Origin of the sequence: Streptomyces sp. AgN23 (genome assembly GCF_001598115.1) — a bacterium.
Classification (GTDB): Bacteria; Actinomycetota; Actinomycetes; order Streptomycetales; family Streptomycetaceae; genus Streptomyces; species Streptomyces antimycoticus.
Genome location: NZ_CP007153.1, coordinates 2,280,125 through 2,299,143, shown reverse-complemented (window position 1 = coordinate 2,299,143; position 19,019 = coordinate 2,280,125). Strand labels below are relative to the sequence as shown.

At 68.2% G+C, this 19,019-nt stretch carries 14 protein-coding genes and 3 pseudogenes; 13 read left to right on the top strand and 4 right to left on the bottom strand.

Annotation, left to right across the window (positions count from 1 at the left end):
* Positions 1–180 precede the first annotated feature (180 nt).
* From AS97_RS09920 to AS97_RS09900, 4 genes are all read left to right on the top strand, one after another.
* Positions 181–1,185, top strand: a complete 1,005-nt coding sequence (locus tag AS97_RS09920; RefSeq protein ID WP_210564722.1) for a BadF/BadG/BcrA/BcrD ATPase family protein — start codon at positions 181–183, stop codon at positions 1,183–1,185.
* A gap of 2 nt (positions 1,186–1,187) precedes the next feature.
* Positions 1,188–2,753 carry a sodium:solute symporter gene (locus AS97_RS09915; RefSeq protein WP_086709525.1) on the top strand — a complete coding sequence of 522 codons (1,566 nt, stop codon included), beginning with the start codon at positions 1,188–1,190 and terminating at the stop codon, positions 2,751–2,753.
* A gap of 132 nt (positions 2,754–2,885) precedes the next feature.
* Positions 2,886–4,055, top strand: a complete 1,170-nt coding sequence (locus AS97_RS09910; protein WP_210564721.1) for an anhydro-N-acetylmuramic acid kinase — start codon at positions 2,886–2,888, stop codon at positions 4,053–4,055.
* Positions 4,056–4,695: 640 nt separating this feature from the next.
* A complete protein-coding gene (locus tag AS97_RS09900) occupies positions 4,696–5,277 on the top strand; it encodes a (Fe-S)-binding protein (protein ID WP_247204307.1) in 582 nt (193 codons plus the stop codon).
* Positions 5,278–5,857: 580 nt separating this feature from the next.
* Here the strand turns inward: AS97_RS09900 and AS97_RS09895 are convergent.
* Positions 5,858–7,111 (bottom strand): DUF1343 domain-containing protein, encoded by a 1,254-nt coding sequence (locus AS97_RS09895; protein WP_125761755.1) that lies wholly within the window; start codon positions 7,109–7,111, stop codon positions 5,858–5,860.
* A gap of 404 nt (positions 7,112–7,515) precedes the next feature.
* Between AS97_RS09895 and AS97_RS09890 the strand changes: the two are divergent.
* A pseudogene (locus AS97_RS09890) lies at positions 7,516–7,745 on the top strand (IS5/IS1182 family transposase); the annotation flags it as partial.
* A 456-nt stretch (positions 7,746–8,201) separates the two neighbouring features.
* Positions 8,202–9,035, top strand: coding sequence for a hypothetical protein (locus AS97_RS09885; RefSeq protein WP_236670398.1), 834 nt, complete (start codon positions 8,202–8,204; stop codon positions 9,033–9,035).
* Positions 9,036–9,077: 42 nt separating this feature from the next.
* On the opposite strand, the pseudogene AS97_RS09880 reads toward AS97_RS09885, so the two are convergent.
* The 3 genes and pseudogenes from AS97_RS09880 to AS97_RS09870 form a co-directional block, all read right to left on the bottom strand.
* Positions 9,078–9,278 (bottom strand): annotated as a pseudogene (locus AS97_RS09880) (IS5/IS1182 family transposase); the annotation flags it as partial.
* Positions 9,271–9,665, bottom strand: a pseudogene (locus AS97_RS09875) (ISAzo13 family transposase); the annotation flags it as partial. The pseudogenes AS97_RS09875 and AS97_RS09880, both read right to left, overlap by 8 nt.
* A gap of 99 nt (positions 9,666–9,764) precedes the next feature.
* Positions 9,765–10,667, bottom strand: a complete 903-nt coding sequence (locus AS97_RS09870; protein ID WP_059147469.1) for a LysR substrate-binding domain-containing protein — start codon at positions 10,665–10,667, stop codon at positions 9,765–9,767.
* A 107-nt stretch (positions 10,668–10,774) separates the two neighbouring features.
* Between AS97_RS09870 and kdgD the strand changes: the two genes are divergently transcribed.
* The 7 genes from kdgD (at position 10,775) to AS97_RS09835 (ending at position 18,594) form a co-directional block, all read left to right on the top strand.
* Positions 10,775–11,701, top strand: a complete 927-nt coding sequence (kdgD, locus tag AS97_RS09865) for a 5-dehydro-4-deoxyglucarate dehydratase (RefSeq protein ID WP_210567179.1) — start codon at positions 10,775–10,777, stop codon at positions 11,699–11,701.
* Positions 11,643–13,358 carry an aldehyde dehydrogenase (NADP(+)) gene (locus AS97_RS09860; RefSeq protein ID WP_247204306.1) on the top strand — a complete coding sequence of 572 codons (1,716 nt, stop codon included), beginning with the start codon at positions 11,643–11,645 and terminating at the stop codon, positions 13,356–13,358. Before kdgD ends, AS97_RS09860 begins: the two co-directional genes overlap by 59 nt.
* 256 nt (positions 13,359–13,614) lie before the next feature.
* Positions 13,615–14,475: an ABC transporter permease gene (locus tag AS97_RS09855; protein WP_197049224.1), complete on the top strand. Its 861-nt coding sequence runs from the start codon at positions 13,615–13,617 to the stop codon at positions 14,473–14,475.
* 21 nt (positions 14,476–14,496) lie between these two features.
* A complete protein-coding gene (locus AS97_RS09850) occupies positions 14,497–15,522 on the top strand; it encodes an ABC transporter substrate-binding protein (protein WP_059147472.1) in 1,026 nt (341 codons plus the stop codon).
* 19 nt (positions 15,523–15,541) lie between these two features.
* A complete protein-coding gene (locus tag AS97_RS09845) occupies positions 15,542–16,321 on the top strand; it encodes an ABC transporter ATP-binding protein (RefSeq protein ID WP_059147473.1) in 780 nt (259 codons plus the stop codon).
* Positions 16,322–16,376: 55 nt separating this feature from the next.
* Positions 16,377–18,026, top strand: a complete 1,650-nt coding sequence (locus AS97_RS09840) for a M24 family metallopeptidase (protein ID WP_059147474.1) — start codon at positions 16,377–16,379, stop codon at positions 18,024–18,026.
* A 106-nt stretch (positions 18,027–18,132) separates the two neighbouring features.
* A complete protein-coding gene (locus AS97_RS09835; RefSeq protein WP_059147475.1) occupies positions 18,133–18,594 on the top strand; it encodes a RidA family protein in 462 nt (153 codons plus the stop codon).
* Positions 18,595–19,019: the final 425 nt, after the last annotated feature.

The following is a 19,019-nucleotide window of genomic DNA, read 5'->3' as shown; positions in this document are numbered from 1 at the left end:
AACCACGCCGCGACTGATAGGTCAAAAAGTTACGAGGAAATTCTCTTTGGAGTTAGTTATTGACATGCGTAGGTGAACCTTCTGATACTCGCTGCACCGCGATCCGCCTCGGTCACCCTCTCCCCTCTCGCCCGGTGACCGCCGGATGCGACGGATCCCACCGACGCGAAGGCTTTCCGCATGACAGCAGCAGTAGCGGTGGACCTGGGCAAGACCGGCTGCCGTGCCGTGCTGTGGACCGCCGGTACCGACCCCGCCCAACACGTCCACGAAGTAGCCGGGGCTCCTGGTCTCGCCGACGGCGGCGGAGTGGCGACGGCACGTGCTGCCGTATGCGCCGCTGTCCTCCCGCTCCTCGAACGGCAGCGCTCCCTGAAGCCGACGACGGTCTGCGTGGGCGCCGCGGGCGCCGCCACCGATCCGCAGGCCGCACGGGCCCTCGCCGTTCATCTCCTGGACGACCTGCCCATCCACGAGGTGGCTGTCACCAGCGACGCGGTCACCGCCCATGCGGGCGCCCTGGGCGGCCGTCCCGGTGTGGTGCTCGCCATCGGCACTGGTTGTGTCGCCGTCGGCATCGGGGCCGACGGCTCCTTCGCCCGCGTCGACGGCTGGGGCCCCTGGCTCGGCGACGAGGGAAGCGGCGCCTGGATCGGAACCGCCGGACTGCGGGCCGCACTGCGTGCCCACGACGGGCGCGGACCGGACACGGTCCTGCTGCGCGCCGCCGTCGAGCGATTCGGCGACCCCGACCGACTGCCCTCGGCCATCGGCCGGGACGGCAGCCCGGCCCGCACCACCGCCTCGTTCGCCCCGGACGTGGCCCGCGCGGCCGACGCCGGCGACGCGGCGGCAGCCGACATCCTTCGGCAGGCCGCCGGCCACCTCGCCACGACCGTGCGCGCCGCAGCCCACCGCGTCGGCGGCCGGCAGCACCTGGATGTCACCGTCACCGGCGGGCTCACCGGCCTCGGCGAACCCCTTCTCGAGCCACTGCGCTCGGCGCTCGCCGACTCACCGCGTCCCCTTCACCTGCGGCCCCCCCTGGGCCGGCCGCTGGAGGGCGCCCGCATGCTCGCGGTGAAGCCGCCCGCGTCACACGAACCTCATGTCGTCCGAGTACAGCGGGCGACACCCACCGTCCCCACCCAGCCGCCGGCACCGGCGGCCGCTGTTCAGGAGTGAGCATGCGCCAACTCGACCTCGTCGTCATCGTCGTCTACCTGGTGGCGATCGCCGTCATCGGACTGCGACTGGCCGGACGGCAGAAGACGGCGAAGGACTACTTCGTCGGCGAAGGGCGCATGCCCTGGTGGACCGTCTCGTTCTCCGTGGTCGCCACCGAGACCAGCGTGCTGACCGTCATCAGCGTGCCCGGCGGCGCCTACAGCGGTCAGGGCTTCGGAAACGTCGAACTGGCTCTGGGCTACGTCATCGGCCGGGTCGTCGTGGCCACCGTGCTGATCCCGCTGTACAAGCGTGGCGGGTTCGTGAGCGCCTACCAGTACCTGGGGAGCAGGTTCGGGCTGAAACTGCAGGGGCTTGCATCGGTGACCTTCGTCCTCACCCGGCTCCTCGCCGAAGGCGTCCGGCTGTTCGCCTCCGCCATCCCGATCAAGCTGTTGCTCGACGAGTTCGGCGTGCACGCGGGGTACCGCGTCATCATCGTCGTGCTCACGGTGATCACCGTCGTCTACACCTACCTCGGCGGCATCAAGGCGGTCATCTGGACCGATGCCATCCAGATGGGTCTGTACCTCGGCGGAGCCCTCCTTGCCATCGCCGTGCTCCTCGGTCACGTCGGCGGCGAGGGCGTTCAGCAGGCGCTCGACGCGGGCCACTTCAGGCTCTTCGACACCGACTTCGGCCTGGCGCACATCCTCACCAGCCCGTTCGCTCTCCCCACCGCGATCATCGGCGGAGCCATCTTCGCGATGGCCAGCCACGGCTCCGACCAGCTGATCGTCCAGCGCGTCCTGGCCACCCACTCGCTGCGCGACGGTCAGAAGGCCATGATCGCCTCCGGTGTCTTCGTCACCCTGCAGTTCGCCGCGTTCTCCCTCGTCGGCGCGCTGCTGTGGTCCTACAACCAGGGCAAGAGCTTCAAGGAGCTGGGCCTGGCCAGCTCCGACAACCTGTACCCGGACTTCATCCTGCACGGGCTGCCCGTGGTGATCTCCGGTCTGCTCGTGGCCGGCATCCTCGGTGCGGCCATGGGCTCTCTGTCCTCGGCGCTGAACTCCATGTCGAACTCAACGGTCGCCGACATCGTCCACAGCTTCTTCCGCACCCCGCCCTCCGAGGAATTCCTGCTCAAGCTCGCCCGGCTGATGACCCTGGTGTGGGCGGTGCTGATGGCGCTCTTCGCCTGCGCCTTCAGCACCAGCACCGGCAACGTCTACCTCACCGGCCTCACGATCGCGGGTTACACCTACGGCGCGCTTCTGGGGGCGTTCCTCCTCGGGCGGATCGTCCGGCGCGCCAACGAGGTCGACGCCGTCATCGCGTTCCTGGTGACGGTCGGTGTCATGACGTACATCGTGCGCGGCGTCAAGATCGACGTCAGCGTGGCCGGCACCACCGTGCCCACCGCGATCGCCGCGCAATGGCTCGTCCCCATCGGCGTGGCCATCACCCTGATCGTGGGCGGTGTGACCAGTCTGTTCCACCGGGCGCCCGAGAATGCCGACATCCCGGCGGAAGACGACGGCAGCCAAGCCCATCACGCGGCGGCGACCGTCGGTCAGGAGTGACGAGGCGCGCAGCCATCCGGTGCGGGGCTCTCACAGCCCCGCACCCCTCTGTTTCAGCGACACCTTCGGAGACACCATGCACCAGTCCCAGCCGACCGCGTCCCCGCGGCCCACCACCTGGCAGGAGGCGTCGTGCGTGTGATCGGCCTGATGTCGGGCACCTCGTTCGACGCTATCGAGGCCGCCGCCGCGGACCTCACCCTGGACGGAGACAACCTCCTCCTGCACCCCCTCGGGCACCTCTCCGTCCCCTACACGCCCGACCTGCGTGAGCTGATCGCCGCCGCACTGCCACCGGCCGCCACGACCATCCAGGCCGTCTGCGCCCTGGACACCGAGATCGGCCAGGCCTTCGCCGACGCCGCCGTCCTCGCCCTGCACGGACTGTGCGACTCAGAAGCCGACCTCGTGGCCTGCCACGGCCAGACCCTGCACCACTGGGTCGAGGACGGCACGGTCCGCGGCACGCTGCAGCTCGGTCAGCCCGCCTGGATCGCCGAGGCGACCGGCTTGCCGGTCGTCTCCGATCTGCGCAGCCGGGACGTCGCCGCCGGTGGCCAGGGCGCACCGCTGGTCGCCATGACCGACGCCCTGCTGCTGTCCGCCCTGCCAGGCACCCCGGCCGCACTCAACCTCGGCGGCATCGCCAACGTCACCGTCCTCGCCCCCGGCGCCGAGCCGCTGGCCTTCGACACCGGCCCCGCCAACGCACTGCTGGACGCGGCCGTGTACCACTTCACCAACGGCACCGAGACCTACGACGCGGACGGACACAGGGCCGCCGCGGGCCGGACGAGCCCCGAACTGCTCAAGGTCCTCCTTGACGACGCCTACTACCGCAGACCCGCCCCGAAGAGCACCGGCAAGGAGCACTTCCATCTGCCCTACCTCCAGCGTGCCCTCGACGCCGTACCCGTGCCGTGCGTCGAGGACGTCCTGGCGACCCTGACCCGGCTGACCGCCATCACCGTGGCGGACGCCTGCCGTGCCCATGACGTCACGCAGCTCGTGGTCTCCGGTGGCGGTACACGCAACCCGGTGCTGATGGACATGATCGCCGAAGAACTGCCCGGCGTGCCCTTGCGTCCCAGCGACGACCTGGGCCTGCCGTCGATGGCCAAGGAGGCGCTCGCCTTCGCCGTTCTCGGCTTTCTCACCTTCCACGGGCTGCCCGGGGCCCTCCCGTCCGGCACCGGCGCCCGCCGGGCCACGCTGCTCGGCAGCATCACCCCCGGCCTGTCGCCGCTGCGCCTGCCCGCCCCCGCCGCACAGTCGCCCCGCCTTCTGCGCATCACGCCCTGACCTCCCGCCCCGCCTCATGCCCTGACCTCCCGCCCCGGCACCGAGGACCCATGAGCCCGTCCACCGCACGTTCCGCCGAGTCACCCACAGCCGAAGAGGACACCCGCCTGACCAGGCTCCTGGCGGCGTGCGTCAGCGACCCGGCCAGAGTGACGACCGACGTGCCCCGCAGACTCGCGGCGGCACACGACGCCTCGCCGTACCTGTTCACGCCGCGCGCCGTCGTGCGCGCGGCGTCCGCGGCCGAGGTCGGCGCCCTGATGGCCGGAGCCCAAGCCGCTGGGCTGCCCCTCACCCTGCGCTCGGGTGGCACCAGCCTGGCGGGACAGGCGAGGGCGAGGGCGTCCTCGTCGACGTCCGCAGCCACTGCCAGTCCTGCGCGCCGCCACGGGGGCGGTCCGCCAGCTGGGAGCGGGGGAGCTGGTCCCGCTCTGGGCTGACGACATCCCCCGCGGCGGCCCCACCCGTCCCGCTGCCCGACGCACGGCCGAGCCGCGTGCGGTGTTCTTCGCCGCTTGCATCGGCAGCATCTTCGCCCCCGAGGAGAACCCCGAAGGTGCGACAGGTTCAGCGGCCGCCTTCCTGCGGTTGTGCCAACGGGCGGGCGTTCCCGTCGCCGTACCCGGCGAATTGCCAGCCTGTGCTGCGGCACTCCTGGCACTCCAAGGGCTACACCACCGGCCACCGCACCATGGCCGCTCGCACCCTGCAGGCGCTGTGGGAGGCCAGCGACCACGGCCGACTGCCCGTGGTCTGCGACGCCTCCTCCTGCACCCACGGCCTGCAGCAACTGGCCGACGCTCTCCCGGAGCCCGACCACGCCCGCTTCACATCGCTCGATTTCGTCGACAGCGTCGCCTTCACCGCCGAGCACTTGCTGCCTGCGCTGCCACAGCCGCGCCGCCTCGCCCGCCTGGCCCTTCACCCCACCTGCTCCACGGTGCACCTGGGCATCGACAATGCCCTGCACACCGTGGCCGCGGCCGTGAGCGACGAGGTCACCGTCCCCGACAACTGGGGCTGCCGCGCCTTCGCCGGCGACCGCGGCCTACTGCACCCGGAAATCACCGCGAGTGCCACAGCCGTGCAAGCCAAGGAGATCACCGGCCGGACCTACGACGCCTACGCCTCCTGCAACCGAACCTGCGAAATGGGCATGACCCGTGCCACGGGCCGCCCTTACCGGCACGTACTCGAACTCCTCGACGAGGCCACTGCCTGATCCCACCCCGCTCTGGAACGCAGGGACGAAGCGGGGTGGGCAGCCTGAGCTCGGGTAGCCTGGCGGCATTGCCCCTCGCTGTCCGGACGTGGGTGCCCGGGAGTAGTTCTCGCGCCGTCCCCTGTGCGCATGCCGCGCGCCCCGCAAGTCCCGTCCACAGGGACCTGCCTCACTGCCCGAGCATGAGCTGGCCGGCTGTATCGCGGTTCCCTTGACCCGTCCCACGCCATTCACGATCACCAGCCCGCGAGCTTACGCGTCCCGCTGACTCCTCCCGTCGGGCCCCCGATCGCGCGAATCGAGACCGGGGGTCCGACGTCAGGCCACCGGGGCGATCCCGAGACCACGGCTCAGCCCGACCTGTTTCAAAGACTCGCGTCGGCATGGCGCTGGATCACAGACACACGCCGATCGAGTCGGCGGTATGTCGGATGAGTTGCCGCCGGGGGAAATACGCCTGACAACAACTGGCCGGTCGGAGCTGGGGCATCGGACTGACGGTTTTCGTTCCGCAGGCCGCCCCTGTGGTCGTGCTACCACGTGACAGCTGGAGTGTGCGGCCAGAAGCATGCGGATCGTGTCAGCGGTAAAGGAGGTAGTGGGCGCGCACCTCGCGGAACGCTGCGAGTTCGTCCTGCCAGGCTGCTGCGACCTCGTCCGCTCCGGCTCCCGCATCGACCATCGTCCGAACCCGTGTGCTGCCCGTCAACCTGTCGATGGCGTTGTCGGCACGCCAGGCGAAGTCGCTCCACAGGCGCTTCACGGTCACCAGCAGCGCCACACCGGTGTACACGGGGTCGTACAGGGTGCGATCACGGACGTGGATCTGCAAGCCACCGATGGTTTGACCCTGGAACTTGGAGAAGGTGGGAGTGAAGTAGGTTTCGCGGAACATGACTCCCGGCAGGCCGAGGGCGTTAGCGGCCTCGGCCCATCGTGCGTCGATGCCCTTGGCACCCAGCAGTTCGAAGGGGCGAGTCGTGCCGCGCCCCTCGGAAAGGTTGGTGCCCTCGAACAGACATGTCCCGGGGTAGACGAGGGCAGTGTCGAGCGTGGGCATGTTGGGGCTCGGCGGAACCCACTGAAGAGCGGAGGCATCGTAGAAATCGGAGCGACGCCACCCCGTCATCCGGACCGTCTCCAGGGGTACGGGCGCCTTCAGGAACTCGGCGTTGAACAGCTGCGCCAGTTCCGCGACTGTCATGCCGTGCGCCTGGGCGATGGGCTTCCGACCGACGAACGACGCGAATTCGCTATGTAGCACCGGCCCCAGCGCCCTACGGCCCGACACAGGGTTGGGCCGGTCCAGGACCACGACCTTCTTGCCCGCGCGTTGTGCTGCCTCCATGCAGTCGTAGAGCGTCCAGATGTACGTGTAGAAGCGCGCACCGACGTCCTGGATATCGAAAACTATCGTGTCCACGCCGGAAGCAATGAAGACGTCCGCCAGCGGTTGGCCGCTCATGAGGTAGATGTCGTACACCGGTAGACCCGTCGCCGGATCGTCGTATCGGCCCTCGGAGCCGCCCGCCTGAGCGGTCCCACGGAAGCCGTGTTCGGGCCCGAAGACAGCCACCAGGTCGACGCGTTCGTCCGCTTTCATCACGTCAACGATGTGGCGGACGTCCTCGGTGACGCCCGTTGGGTTGGTCACCACCCCCACCTTCTGGCCGCTAAGCAGCGCGTAGCCGTCCTCGGAGAGGCGCTGGAAGCCGGTGCGCAACTGCCGGCCGCCCTTCGCCGCTGCTGCCGGTGCAGCGGCGGAGGCGCCTGCGGCCGCCAGCGCACCCACGGCCGATCCGGCGGCGAGCAGATGACGTCGGGATAGGTTCATGGTGTGAACTCCGCTCTTTCCGGGACTGGGTGGTGGCATGCCCATGCAGGTGGCCGACGTCAGACTCTTGGTGGGAGGAAGCTTCGGGGCATGGGCAGCTGAGAGGCCACTGGGGACGCCGGTGAACTTGGTGTGTGCGGTGTCGAGTATCGGAAGGTAGACACCGCACGTCAATAAGTAACGTCAGATGGATTGGTGAAGTTAATTATTGACGTGCCGTGCCGGATGCACGGTCTGGGAGGAAGCCGTCCAGGCCGTTCCTGCGATGACCGTGCTAGTGTGCTGCGCCAGAAATCCTGAGGGTTGGAGCTTGCGCAGATAGGCGCGGTGGGCACTCGGGAGTGGAGGAGGCACAGGGCTTAGTGATCATGGAGTTGCGGCGCTCTGTGATCACCGGGAGACCTGTGCCTGCACTGCCATCATGGTCGACCGAACTCCTCTGGGACCAATTCGCGGCGCTGCTGCCCCAGCGGCCGGTCTACGATCCGGCCCACCCACTGGGCTGCCACCGACCGCGGATCAGCGACCGGATCTCAAACGCTCTGGAATGACGGACGGTTACGGAACCCCGCTGGGCCGGGTCCTGGCCGGAGCGAACTGCCATGACTCGCCACTACTCGCCCCGACCCTGGACCTGGATGAGGGCTCCCGAACTGAAGAACGCCGCGACCGCGAGGAGCACAAAGAGCGTTACCCGATTCATGGCGAACAGGGTAGGGCGATCAGGTCTGCCAGAAGAACGCTGCCGCTCTCTATCGCACCCCAGGTCGTTACCCTCCGGTGCCCGGCCCGGTCCCGGAACGTGCACTTCTCGGCCTCCGCGATGGGTAGGGTCACGCCGCACGCTGAGCGGGCGGTTCGAGCCGCGCCGCGCACGGCACAGATCGAAACATCGGGGGAGCACGGCATGAGTACGAACGGCAATGGTTACTGGGGTCCGACGGGCGGACCCGGACCCGGACCCGGACCCGGACCCGGTCCCGGTGGACAGCCGGGCCCAGGTCCCGGCCATCAGCCCTACCCCGGGGCCGGACACCCCCCGTACCCCGGCGGTCCCGGCGTGGGTCCCTACCCGCCGCAGCCCGCGCCCGTGCCGCCGCAGGGGTACCCGGGGCATCCGCACGGCGGTGGCCCGCAGCCGCCGTTCCCGCGCCCGCCCCGGCCGCCGCTGACGCGCAGGCAGCGGATCCTCAAGTGCGTCTACAACCCGTTCTACGCCGCCCAGCGGGCCTTCCGCCCCTCGCGCCCGGACGCCGTCGAGGACCTGATGATACGCAAGATCCAGATGTGGCGGACTGGGCTCGGCATCGCCGCCTGGCTCGTGCTGGTCATGTCGTACAAGCCGGTCGACACCGCCAAGGGCGTCGAGACCGTCGCGGGCGACAAGTTCAACCAGAGCTGGATCAGCACACTCGTCCTCGTGTGCGCCTTCCCGCTCGTGATCGCCCTGTTCGCGTTCGCCGCGCAGGATGCGCTGCGCGGGCTCTACCTGCGTCGGTCCCTGAAGTCCTTCGGGGCGGTGGCGGCTCTGATGGGGGCCATGTCCACGTTCCCCCTCGCCGTCGCGCCCGACCCGGAGACCGCCGGCTTCCGTGACGCCATCGGGACCCCCGGCATGGTCGTCCTCATCACCCTCTGCGCGTGGTCGCTGGGCTTCGCCCTGTACGGGATCGCGCTCTGCCTCATGCACGTGTTCCGCACCGCCGACATCCACCCGGTGCTGCCGCCGATCCTCGCCACCTTGCTGGTGTGGGTGATGGCCGCCCTCGACGTGATCAACAACGAGAACACCGAGGTTCCCGTCCTTGCCCGGATCGTGTTCCTGCTCGGCGCTCCGGTGTCGGTGACGGTGTTGTCGTGCTGGGAACTGTACCGGCTGCGGAAGTACCACAACCTGACCGTGCGACAGGCCCTCGGCCGCTAGGTCATCTCTGCGTCGCTAAAGCTCGCGCAGATAGGTGTGGGCTCATGGTCGTCGGGTGGGGCGGTCGTCCCAGCGGCGGGTGGTCCAGGCGCGGCGGATGGTGCTACGCACGGTGATGACGGCGTCCGTGAGGTCGAAGTAGCCGTTGATGACGCTGGTGCGGCGTTCGTAGCAGCGTGCGAGCCGGTAGAAGGCGTTCTGCCAGGCGTGGGCGCGCTCTACGTGCCAGCGTTGGGTGGCCCTGCCGAGTCAGCTCGGCTGCCAGGTGCCGCGTCGACTTCGTCGTCCAGGGCAGCGGCGACATCGGGTCCCCACGCACGTCCGGCTCCACCAGCGCCAGCAACGCATCACGCGGACCGGGATCCAGATCCACGACCCGTTTGCGGCCGCCGCCCGGCCGCCTGGTGCGTCCCAGCGGCGGTTCACCGGACTCCAGCTCGCGCACCCCCAGCGAGACGAGACGGTCGCCTGCCGCATACCGGCGGCCTGCGCGACCAGCCGGATCCCGCCGTGACCGATCGATCGCGCCTCCGCTCCCAGCAGCAGACGACGCTGACGTTCATCGAGATGCGGCAAGATCGTCTCGAACTTCCCCGCCAGCACGGCCGGTTGCTCCGTTCCAATGCTCATAGCAGACCAACGAGGCACAGAGCAGGAAGCTGCGAGTTAATGATCTGCACGCCCTAAGTGGGCCGAGCGGCGTCGATAGCCGCCCAGCGAACGCAGATGTCAGGAGAAGCCTCGGCCTGCCATGTCGATCACCAGATCCCGGATGGCGTGCAGGGCTGGGCTATCGTCGTTCGCCCGCCAGGCGGCGACGAGTTCGACTGGCTCGCCCTCGACCCCGGTTACCGGGCGCAGCACGACGCCGTCCAGCCCGAGTGTCTCGGCCGCCCGGGGCACCAGCGCGAGCCCCAACCCGGCTCGCACCAGCGCCAGGATCGTGTGCACCTGGCTGAGGTGGTGTACGTACCGGGGCATGATCCCGGCACCGCGGAAGACGCCGACCAGCACCTCGTAGAAGTAGCGGGCCTCGGCCGGTGAGTACATCACGAACGGCTCGCCATCGAGGTCGCGCACGTGTGGCACCCGGTCCGGCGCGGCCAGCGGGTGCCCGGCCGGGATGGCGGCCAGCAAGGCCTCCCGGTGCAGCGGGCAGTGCTCGAGCCCGGTGCCGGGGACCGGGGGACGGACGAGACCCAGGTCCAGCTCCCCGGAGCGCAGCTCCTCCATCTGTGTTGCCGACACCCGTTCGCGCAGCACCAGATCGACGCCCGGCAGTTGGGTGTGGATGCGGCCGACGATGGCGTCGAGCACCGAGTGCGCTGACGATGCTGTGAAACCCAGTGCCACTGTCCCTATCTCGCCTGCGGGTACCCGGCGCACCGACAGCGCCGCCTGCTCGGACAGCCCGAGAATGCGCCGGGCGTCGCTCAGGAACGCTTGTCCGGCCGCGGTGAGCCGGACGGAGCGACCGATCCGGTCGAACAGCTCGACGTCCAGCTCGCGCTCCAGTAGCTGGATCCGCCGGGACAGAGGGGGCTGGGTCATCGACAGCCGTTCCGCCGCGCGGCCGTAGTGCAGTGTCTCGGCGACCGCGACGAAGCTTTCAAGCTGGCTCAGTGTAAACATCGATCCATTATAGGTATCGATTGATCCTGAAAGAGTGTTGGACGTGCATCGTTTTGATTCTTATGGTTCTCGCAGTCACTGTCCCGCACCTCCGAGAGGAAACGTTAATGCCCGCCTTTACCCCGACCGAGCTTGCCGAGCGCCTCGGCTCCGGGCTGCTGTCGTTTCCCGTCACCCACTTCTCCCGTGACCTGGCGTTCGACGAGCCCGCCTACCGGGAGAACATCGTCCGCCTGGGCCAGTACGAGATCGCCGGTCTGTTCGCCGCCGGCGGGACGGGGGAGTTCTTCTCCCTGACCCCGCAGGAAGTCGGCACCGTGGTCCGAGCCGCTGTCGGCAGTGCACCCAAGGGCACCCCGATCCTCGCTCCGGCCGGACACGGCACCGCGCAAGCGGTCGAGCTGGCCTGCGAAGCCGAGGCAGCGGGCGCCGACGGCCTGCTGCTGTTCCCGCCCTACCTCACCGAGGCATCCGCGGACGGCCTCACCGCTCATGTGCGCGCGGTCTGCGATTCCACTTCTCTGGGCGTGGTGCTTTACAGCCGTGCGAATGCCGTGTATACAGCCGACACGGTGGCCACGCTAGCTGACACCTGCCCGAATCTGATCGGATTCAAGGACGGTGTCGGTGATCTGGAGGAGATCACGCGGATCCACTCGCATCTCGGCGACCGCTTGGTCTACATCGGCGGGCTGCCGACGGCGGAGACGTTGGCGCTGCCGTACATGGAGTTGGGTGTCACGACCTACAGTTCGGCGATCTTCAACTTCCTGCCCGAGTTCGCCCTGACTTTCTACAGCGCGGTGCGAGCGGGGGACCGGACGAAGGTGCGCCGACTGCTCGGTGATGTCGTGCTGCCCTACACCACGATTCGTGACCGCAAGGCGGGCTACGCGGTGAGCATCGTCAAGGCCGGTATGGATCTGGCTGGACATCCGGCCGGTCCGGTGCGGCCGCCGCTGACCGATCTGGACGATGCCGAACGTGAACTGTTGGCCGATGTCATCGAGGCGTCACGTACTGCCATCGCCTGACGCCACCAGCCCGATGAAGCGCAAGGAGCCACTCGTGTCCGCTCACCCTCAGACCAGCCCTACCGGCGTCATGGTCATCGGAGCCGAACCCGTCATCGGCACGGGTGAGGAGATCCGGTCCGTCGATCCCCGTACCGGCGCGGCTCTCGATCCTGACTACCACGCGGCGTCCGTCGACCACGTTGAGCGGGCTTGTGCTCTGGCAAAGCAGGCTTTTCCGTCTTTTCGGGCGACCGCTGCCGAGCGGCGTGCCGAATTCCTCGAGCGCATCGCCGATCTGCTCGACGAGCGGCGGGATTCACTGGTTGAGCGGGCCCACATCGAGACCGCGCTGCCTCGTCCGAGACTCACCGGCGAAGTCGGCCGTACCAGCGGTCAGCTGCGCCTGTTCGCCGCGGAGCTGCGGGCGGGGACCTGGCAGGGTGCCCGCATTGATCCGGCACGGCTCAACCGCGAACCGCTCCCGCGCGCCGATATCCGGCAGCGCCGGATCGCGCTCGGTCCGGTCGCGGTGTTCGGCGCGAGCAACTTCCCCCTGGCCTTCTCCACCGCCGGGGGCGACACGGCATCGGCGCTGGCCGCCGGGTGCCCGGTGGTCGTCAAGGCGCATCAGGCGCATCTGGGTACCGCGGAGCTGGTGGCGCGGACGATCGCCGAGGCAGCGGCTGACACGGGCATGCCCGAGGGAGTGTTTTCCCAGCTCGTCGGCGGTGGGGCCGATGTAGGTGCCCGACTCGTCAGAGATCCGAGGATCCGTGCCGTGGGTTTCACCGGGTCCCGCGAAGGCGGGCTGGCGATCGCGGCCATGGCGGCGGATCGGCCGGTGCCGATCCCGGTGTACGCGGAGATGAGCAGCATCAATCCCGTGCTGCTGCTACCCGCGGCGCTCGAATCCCGCGGCGCCGAGCTGGGCGCCGCGTTCGCCGGATCGCTGTCGCTCGGCGCCGGGCAGTTCTGCACCAACCCCGGTCTGGTGCTTGCCATCGAAGGACCGGGCCTCGAGGCGTTCACGAAGGCCGCGGCCGACGCCGTCGCCGCCGACGCCGGAGCCACCATGCTCACCACGGGCATCGCCGATCACTACGCCGCCGCCGGTGACGCCCTCGCGGCCCGGGACGGCGTCGATGAGTTCGCACGTGGCAGCCGACCCGACAGTGCGGCGTGTGGCCGTGCCCGGCTGCTGACCGTCGACGGTGCTCGGTTCGCCGCCGATCCGGCGCTACAGGCCGAGGTCTTCGGCGCGACATCGCTGCTCGTCCGCTGCGCGGACACCGCAGAGCTGACCGCGGCTGTGGAGACGTTGGAAGGTCAGCTCACCGCGACCGTGCACGCCGATGAGGCCGATCACCTACTCGCCGCGAGGCTGCTGCCGCTCCTGGAGGAGCGAGCGGGCCGGATCCTGTTCGACGGCTGGCCCACCGGGGTGGAGGTCGGACATGCGATGGTGCATGGTGGACCGTTCCCGGCCACGACAGACCCTCGAAGTACTTCCGTCGGAACGCTCGCGATCGAGCGTTTCCTGCGGCCCGTAGCCTATCAGGACGTGCCGACCGCGCTGTTGCCTGCTGAGGTTCGTGACGAAAATCCGCTTGGTGTGTGGCGCCGACTCGACGGTGAACCCAGTCGAGACGCGCTCGCCGTCGACAGCGCCGACTGACCGGTCGGCCGGGTGAGGCGATATCCACCTGGCCGAGGTCCGGCCCCGCCGGCCATGCCCGCGACTGCCCAGTGGCAACCCTTCCAATGTTGTGAGGACGTAATGACACCGCGATGGCTCTCGCCGCCCCCCTCGCCGCGCCGGATACCGGCCGCGTCGCCGCTCCCCGCCGCAGGCTCCTGTTGGCGCCCGTACCCCCACCCGGTAGCTGTGGCCCTGTCCGCGCACGGCGTGCCCTTCGACGGGGGGTTCCGCCATGGCCTCTCCTGAAGTCAGTGAAGTCGGCTCGGACAGCCTGCGTCAGCCCCCGCCCGAGGCGGCGCTCGGTGGACCGGTGAGATCCAAGCCGAGAATGTTCAGCCGTGACTCGATCGCGGTTGGTGCGAAGGCGGTCGCGGGAATCATCGGCCTCTTCGTCGTGTGGCAACTGGTGGTGATCATCTTCAGCCCGCCGGAATACCTGGCCGTCGGGCCGATCTCGGCCTTCGACGAGCTGATCAAGCGGCCCGACTACTTCGCGATCAACACCTGGGTCACGTTGCAGGAGGCGCTTGCCGGGTTCGCGCTCGGCACCGCGCTCGGGGTTCTGTGCGGCGCGGTGCTGCATTACTCGCCGACCGTGCGCAGTTTCCTCTACCCCGCACTCATCGCGATCGACACCATCCCCAAGGTGGCGCTCGCGCCGCTGTTCATCGTGTGGTTCGGGTTCGGCTTCGAGTCGAAGGCGTTCGTCGCGATGGCCATCGCATTCTTCCCCCTGGTGATCAACACCTATGACGGTCTGAGTTCGGTACCCCACGAACTGCAAGAACTCGCACGGATCAACAAGGCATCGCCGTGGAAGAAGATGACGAAGATCGATTTCATCTACGCGATCCCGTCGATCTTCTCCGGAGCGAAGATCTCCATTTCACTCGCTGTGGGTGGGGCGGTCGTCGGTGAGTTCATCGCCGGCTCAAAGGGGTTGGGATATGTCATCCTCCTCGCCAACAGCCAGGTCGACCTCCCGTCGATGTTCGCGGCCTTCATCGTGCTCGCCGCCATCGCCCTGGCGTTGTTCTTCATCGTCGACTTCGCGGGACGAAAGCTGGTCCCGTGGAAGAACCACGCAAAGTGACCGCGGGGATCGGAGACTCGAATGCGTAACTCGATCCGCAGGATCGCCGCGATCGCCGGGGCGGTGCTCCTCATGTCCGTGTCGGGCTGCGTGAGCAACGGCGGCAAGAATTCGATGACCCTCATGCTCGACGTGGGATACCTGCCGAAGCACGCTCTGTTCATCTCGGCCGTCGAGCGGGGCTTCTTCAAGGCGGAAGGTCTCGACCTCACGGTCATGCCGGGGTCTGGTTCGACCAACACGGTCACCTCCGTCGTCACCGGCAAGGTCGACGCCGGCTGGGCGGACTTCGGCGCCACGGTCACCGCCCAGGGCAGGGGCGCCAAGGTCAAGCAGGTCAACCTTCTTCAGGCCAGGTCCGCCTACGCGGTCGTCGGGCTCGCGGGCACCGGAATCAAGGGGTGGTCCGACCTCCGGGGCAAGACGGTCGCCACCGAGGGCGGTGGTGCGATGGCCGCGATGTGGCCGTTCGCGATGCACAAGCTGGGGCTCAAGGAGGGCGATGTCAACGTCGTCTCCGCCGCGAGCGCATCGAAGATCCCCGGCCTGCTGGCCGGTCAGTGGGACGCCAACCTCGCCCTGTACGTCTCCGACCAGCCGGCCATTGACGCACTCGGCCGGAAGGCATTCGTACTGAAGTGGTCCGACTTGGGCATCAACCTCTACGGCAACGGGATCGTCGTCTCCGACGAGAAGCTCAAAAACGATCCCGAGCAGGTGCGGCGGTTCAACCGGGCGATGCAGAAGGGCTATCTGTGGGCGTGCCGGCACCCGGCCGACGCCGCGAAGGATTTCCAGAAAGAGGTCTCGGGCTACGAGGCCAAGACCATCACCCTCGCGATCCGCGCACAGTGCGGACTCAACTGGGGCACCGGTAAGTCGGCGAACCGGTTCGGTGTCATGGACGACGCCGGCGTCCAGAAGACGATCGACGTCGCCCGCCAGTTCCTCGGCCTGAACCCGGGGAGCAACCTCACGCCCAAGGACGTGTACAGCAACTCCTACCTCGAGCCCCTGCACTCCAACGAGACCATCCAGGCGCCGTGACGGCCGGACGGAGAGTCACATGAACAACGAGTACGCCATCTCGGTCAACAACGTGGGAAAGACCTACCGATCCCGGGACGGCCAAGGCAACACGGTGCTCAAGGGGCTGGATTTCCATGTGAAGCCGGGCCAGTTCGTCTCGATCGTCGGACAGTCCGGCAGCGGGAAGACCACACTACTCAAGACGATCTCCGGCCTCCAGGAGCCCACCGAGGGCGAAATCCTGGTCAAGGGGCGGCCGATCCGCGACGGGATCGAGGACATCGCGATGGTGTTCCAGAGCCCCGTGCTCCTGCCGTGGCGCAACAACATCGACAACGTGCTCCTGCCCCTGGAGTTCCGCGGCACGCGCACCGACGAGTCACGCCACTACGCCCAGGAACTGCTCGAGATGGTGGGGCTGGGCAGCAAGGCCAAGCACTACTCCTACGAGCTCAGCGGCGGGATGCAGCAACGGGTGGCCATCTGCCGCGCGCTGGTCTCCCGCCCCGAACTGCTGCTCATGGACGAGCCGTTCGGCGCGCTCGACGCCATGACCCGCGATTCGATGAACTTCGAGATCCAGCGCATCTGGCAGACCACGGGGTGCAGCGTCCTGTTCGTGACCCACAGCATCTCCGAGGCGGTCTGGCTCGGCGACCGGGTGGTCGTCGTCGGCGACCGCCCCGGCCGGATCGTCGCCGACATCGCGATCGACTTCCCGCGGCCCCGAGGCAAGGAGCACCGGTTCTCCGCTGCCTTCTCCGACTACACAACCGAAATCGAATCCCACATCGGAGTCGTGACCGGAATCAGCTGACCGCAGCCGGCCCGGACGCCGACACCGAAATCGACATCATAGGAGCACCGCACCCATGCTGAGCCTCACCGCAGACGCCTCGCAAGTCGAAGCAACCTACGGACTCAACGCACGCAAGAGCCTCCTGTTCTCCGCGATCCGCCTCGACTCCTACCCGCTCGTCGCACCGTTGATCGCACAGACCGACAAGGGCCAGTACCTGCTCGTGCGCCAGCAGGAGCAGGGCAACGCCCTCTCCGCCGGAGTCCCGAAGGACCAGATCAGGTTCTACGCTCCCTGGGTCACGATCGACCCCCGGGTCGTCGCCGACACTCCCGCCTCGATGTCCCTGACGAGCCTGGTGCAGGAACTCGCCGGCGGCGCCGCGGTGAGGCTGGCCGCCGATGTCGTCTACAGCCACTACCGCGCCCTGTCCGGCTCCGTCGAACTCGTCGTCGCCGACCAGGACCCCACCCCCGTCACCGCCTACGAACTCGACCTCGAGGAGGTCCTGACGAGGTTCGCGGCGTGGCGCGAGACGGGCGTCCGCACTGCACGGCGGCTCATCGAGAACGTCGAACACCTCTCCGGACTGGCGGACGAGTTCACCGCCGACCAGGACAGCCGGTTCTCGTCGCTGAAAACGCTCGTCGGGGACCGCTCCCTCGACGCGCTGCTCCTCGCCGCGCCCCCCAACTTCACCGAAGCGACCGGGTTCGCACAGCCGGATGGCGCGGTCGGCCTGTGGCTGGCCGGTTCGGACAAGCTGATCGTGCTGGCGCCCGGGGGAACCTCCGGGGTCTCCGGGGCGGCCATCGGCCAGTTCCCGTCCATCGGCGCCGCCGTCCGGGCTCTGGCCGGCGGCGTACGGACCGGGGTCGAGGACGAGTGGATCAGCGTCGGCCTGGCCCGTGAACTCGAGAGCGAGGGAGCGGAACTGGTTCCGGTCTCGGCGGACCTCGGCCACTGGCGGGACATCCGTGATCACGAGGACCTCGCCTTCCAGGTCGTCGCCGCGCGGGCGAGCGTGTTCGCCATCGAGGAGGCGCTGGCCTGGGCGGAGGAGGGCCTCGACGCCGGCCGCTCGTTCACCGAACTCGACATCAACGCGGTGTACCTCAAGAAGATCGCCGAGTTCCGCACGGTGAACGAGATCCCCTTCGGCATCGAGCCGTACTTCACCAACCTCCACTCGTCGAACCGAATGCTCTTCCCTGGCCCGCCGGTCGACTACCCGATCAACGACGAGACGACGTGCATCCAGCTCGACGCCGGAGTGCGCATCGTGTTCGACGGGGTCAACGTAGCCACCTCCGACATGGCTCGCTCGCTGCCCCGCACCGCGGCCGCGAAGGAGGCGTACACCTTCTTCTTCGACGTGGTGCGCGAGGGCATCATCGGGCAGCTCAAGCCCGGTGTGGTGTGCGAGGACGTGCATGAGGGGACCTTGCGCTACCTGGCGCCGCACCTGGACCGGATGGTCCAGATCGGCATGCTCGGGACGGACGTCGACTTCAACACCGAGTACCGCAAGCGCAACGTCGGCCACCTCATGGGCAAGCAGGAGTCATTCGCCAACGAGCTCCGGCCCGGCTACAAGCACGTCCTCGGGGTCGGTTCGTACGGCGCCGCCGAGATCCCCTGGCGCTACGAGAACGCGGCGATCGGCACCGAGGATCTCTGGTACATCGGACGCGACCGCACCTACATCCTGAGCAAGCGATGACGGCTGAACTGCCCAACAGCCACTTCGTTCGCAGAGAGCCGATTCAGCGGGCTGCACGGAACGCGGGATCGTGTCGCTTGTCCGACTTGTTGAACTGGGATGCAACATGACTGACGTGCAGGAGCGCCTCAAGGCGCTATCCATCGAACTTCCGGTGCTCGGTGCGCCCCGCTACGCGTACGAGGCGACCGTCCGATGGGGCGATCTGCTTTACGTGTCCGGCCAAATCTCACGGACCGCCTCAGGCGAGACCCTGCAGGGCTGCTTGGGAGACAATGCCACTTTGGCCGACGGAGTGACCGCTGCGAGAACCGCTGCGCTCAATCTCCTGGCGCGCATAGACGACGCGGTCGGCCTCGACAATGTGCAGCAGATACTGAAGCTCAATGCTTGGGCCACGAGTTCAGCCACCTTCGTGGACCAGCCGTCGGTGATTGATGGGGCTTCGCGGCTGTTGCTCGACGTCCTGGGCGACGCGGGCCGTCACGCTCGAACCGCCTTGTCGGCCCACGTGCTGCCTCAAGGCGCACTGGTGGAACTTGACGCCGTGATCGCCATCTGCAGCTAGCGGTGGTTTGTTAAGGCGGGAGTGGGAGGTGGAGGTAACGGCTGAGTGGTCGGCCGGTACTGACTGCGTTGATCAGGTTCTGTAACTCTGCTGGTGGGGCGTGCTTGGACCAGGCTTTCCACCAGCGTTGCAGCATGATGGTGGGGGTCAGCCAACTGCGGACGGTACGTGGGGCCTGGGGCCGGCGTGCCGGGTGGTGCGTTCGGGTGGCCCCTCTCTGGCCGGGTCGACCGGTTGGCGGGCGTCGACGGCGGTCCGGCTTCCCAGCAGAAGGAGAACGCGCAGTTGACCAGGGTCCGGTGGCGGCGGATGGCACGGTCGGTGCGGACCTGGAAGTCGGCCCAGCCCAGTTCGTCCTTGACCTGCTTGTAGCTCTGCTCGATCCAGTTGCGGATGCCGTAGATCCGCACGATCTCGGCGAGGTC

Excerpts from the sequence above, each read along its gene's own strand:
- AS97_RS09920 (WP_210564722.1), top strand. The coding sequence starts at position 181 with ATGACAGCAGCAGTAGCGGTGGACCTGGGCAAGACCGGCTGCCGTGCC.
- AS97_RS09915 (WP_086709525.1), top strand. The coding sequence starts at position 1,188 with ATGCGCCAACTCGACCTCGTCGTCATCGTCGTCTACCTGGTGGCGATC.
- AS97_RS09895 (WP_125761755.1), bottom strand. The coding sequence starts at position 7,111 with ATGAACCTATCCCGACGTCATCTGCTCGCCGCCGGATCGGCCGTGGGT.
- AS97_RS09870 (WP_059147469.1), bottom strand. The coding sequence starts at position 10,667 with ATGTTTACACTGAGCCAGCTTGAAAGCTTCGTCGCGGTCGCCGAGACA.
- kdgD (WP_210567179.1), top strand. The coding sequence starts at position 10,775 with ATGCCCGCCTTTACCCCGACCGAGCTTGCCGAGCGCCTCGGCTCCGGG.
- AS97_RS09860 (WP_247204306.1), top strand. The coding sequence starts at position 11,643 with ATGCCGAACGTGAACTGTTGGCCGATGTCATCGAGGCGTCACGTACTG.
- AS97_RS09855 (WP_197049224.1), top strand. The coding sequence starts at position 13,615 with ATGGCCTCTCCTGAAGTCAGTGAAGTCGGCTCGGACAGCCTGCGTCAG.
- AS97_RS09850 (WP_059147472.1), top strand. The coding sequence starts at position 14,497 with ATGCGTAACTCGATCCGCAGGATCGCCGCGATCGCCGGGGCGGTGCTC.
- AS97_RS09845 (WP_059147473.1), top strand. The coding sequence starts at position 15,542 with ATGAACAACGAGTACGCCATCTCGGTCAACAACGTGGGAAAGACCTAC.
- AS97_RS09840 (WP_059147474.1), top strand. The coding sequence starts at position 16,377 with ATGCTGAGCCTCACCGCAGACGCCTCGCAAGTCGAAGCAACCTACGGA.
- AS97_RS09835 (WP_059147475.1), top strand. The coding sequence starts at position 18,133 with ATGACTGACGTGCAGGAGCGCCTCAAGGCGCTATCCATCGAACTTCCG.